The sequence below is a fragment of the Rhodococcus sp. CH91 genome, assembly GCF_022554085.1.
In the GTDB taxonomy this organism is placed as follows: Bacteria; Actinomycetota; Actinomycetes; order Mycobacteriales; family Mycobacteriaceae; genus Rhodococcus.
Genome location: NZ_JAKFYR010000035.1, coordinates 1 through 772, shown reverse-complemented (window position 1 = coordinate 772; position 772 = coordinate 1). Strand labels below are relative to the sequence as shown.

Here is a 772-nt window from a genome sequence, read left to right as displayed (position 1 = left end):
GTGCGGCCAGACGCAGATCCCTGTTCGCATTCGCCAGCAATGCAGCCACCAGCGAGTTCGCATCCTCAGGCGAAATGCCGTACGTGCGTGAAACCGCGTCGACGATCGACGTCTCCCCGACCGTATCCACGCCCACCGCGTCGGGAGCGAGACCGATTCCGCCCAGGAGCTCGTGCGGCGACAACATGTCGAGCCCAGCGCCTTCGACGGGTGCGGTCCGGCTGTAGCTGTCGATCATGACGAGCGTGGAGATCTCGGCACCCCGCGCCTGCAACTGCACCGCGATCTCGTGGGCGAGCATGCCACCGAGAGACCACCCCAGCAGGTCGTACGGGCCGTCAGGCGCGATCCGGAGAATCTCCTCGACGTACCGACTCGCGATCTCGCGGAGTGACTGCGGATCGTAATCGGGTTCCGTCAGTGCCGGCGTCTGAAGACCGAACAGCGGCCGATCCGAGTCGACGTATCGAGCCAGTCCCGCGTAACACCATGCGAGCCCGACGATCGGATGTACGCAGAAGACCGGCCGCCCGGAACCGGACGGGCGAAGGGGCAGGACCACCTCGACACCGCTGTTCCGGGATCCGGTTGCCCCTTCCAGCCTCTCCACGACACCGGCAGGAGTCGGATCCGAGAACATCCACTCCAGTTTCGGAGACAGGCCCTGCGCCACCAATCCGGAGATCACCCTGGTCGCCGACAGAGAGTTGCCACCGAGTTCGAAGAAGTTGTCGTCCAGGCCGACCCGCTCGACCCCCAGCACCTCACCGAA

General features: G+C 65.4%; 1 protein-coding gene. It reads right to left on the bottom strand.

Annotated features, from left to right (window positions below):
* Positions 1 to 772: thioesterase domain-containing protein (locus MOM01_RS22955; RefSeq protein ID WP_241387753.1), on the bottom strand; the 772-nt coding region annotated here is incomplete at both ends.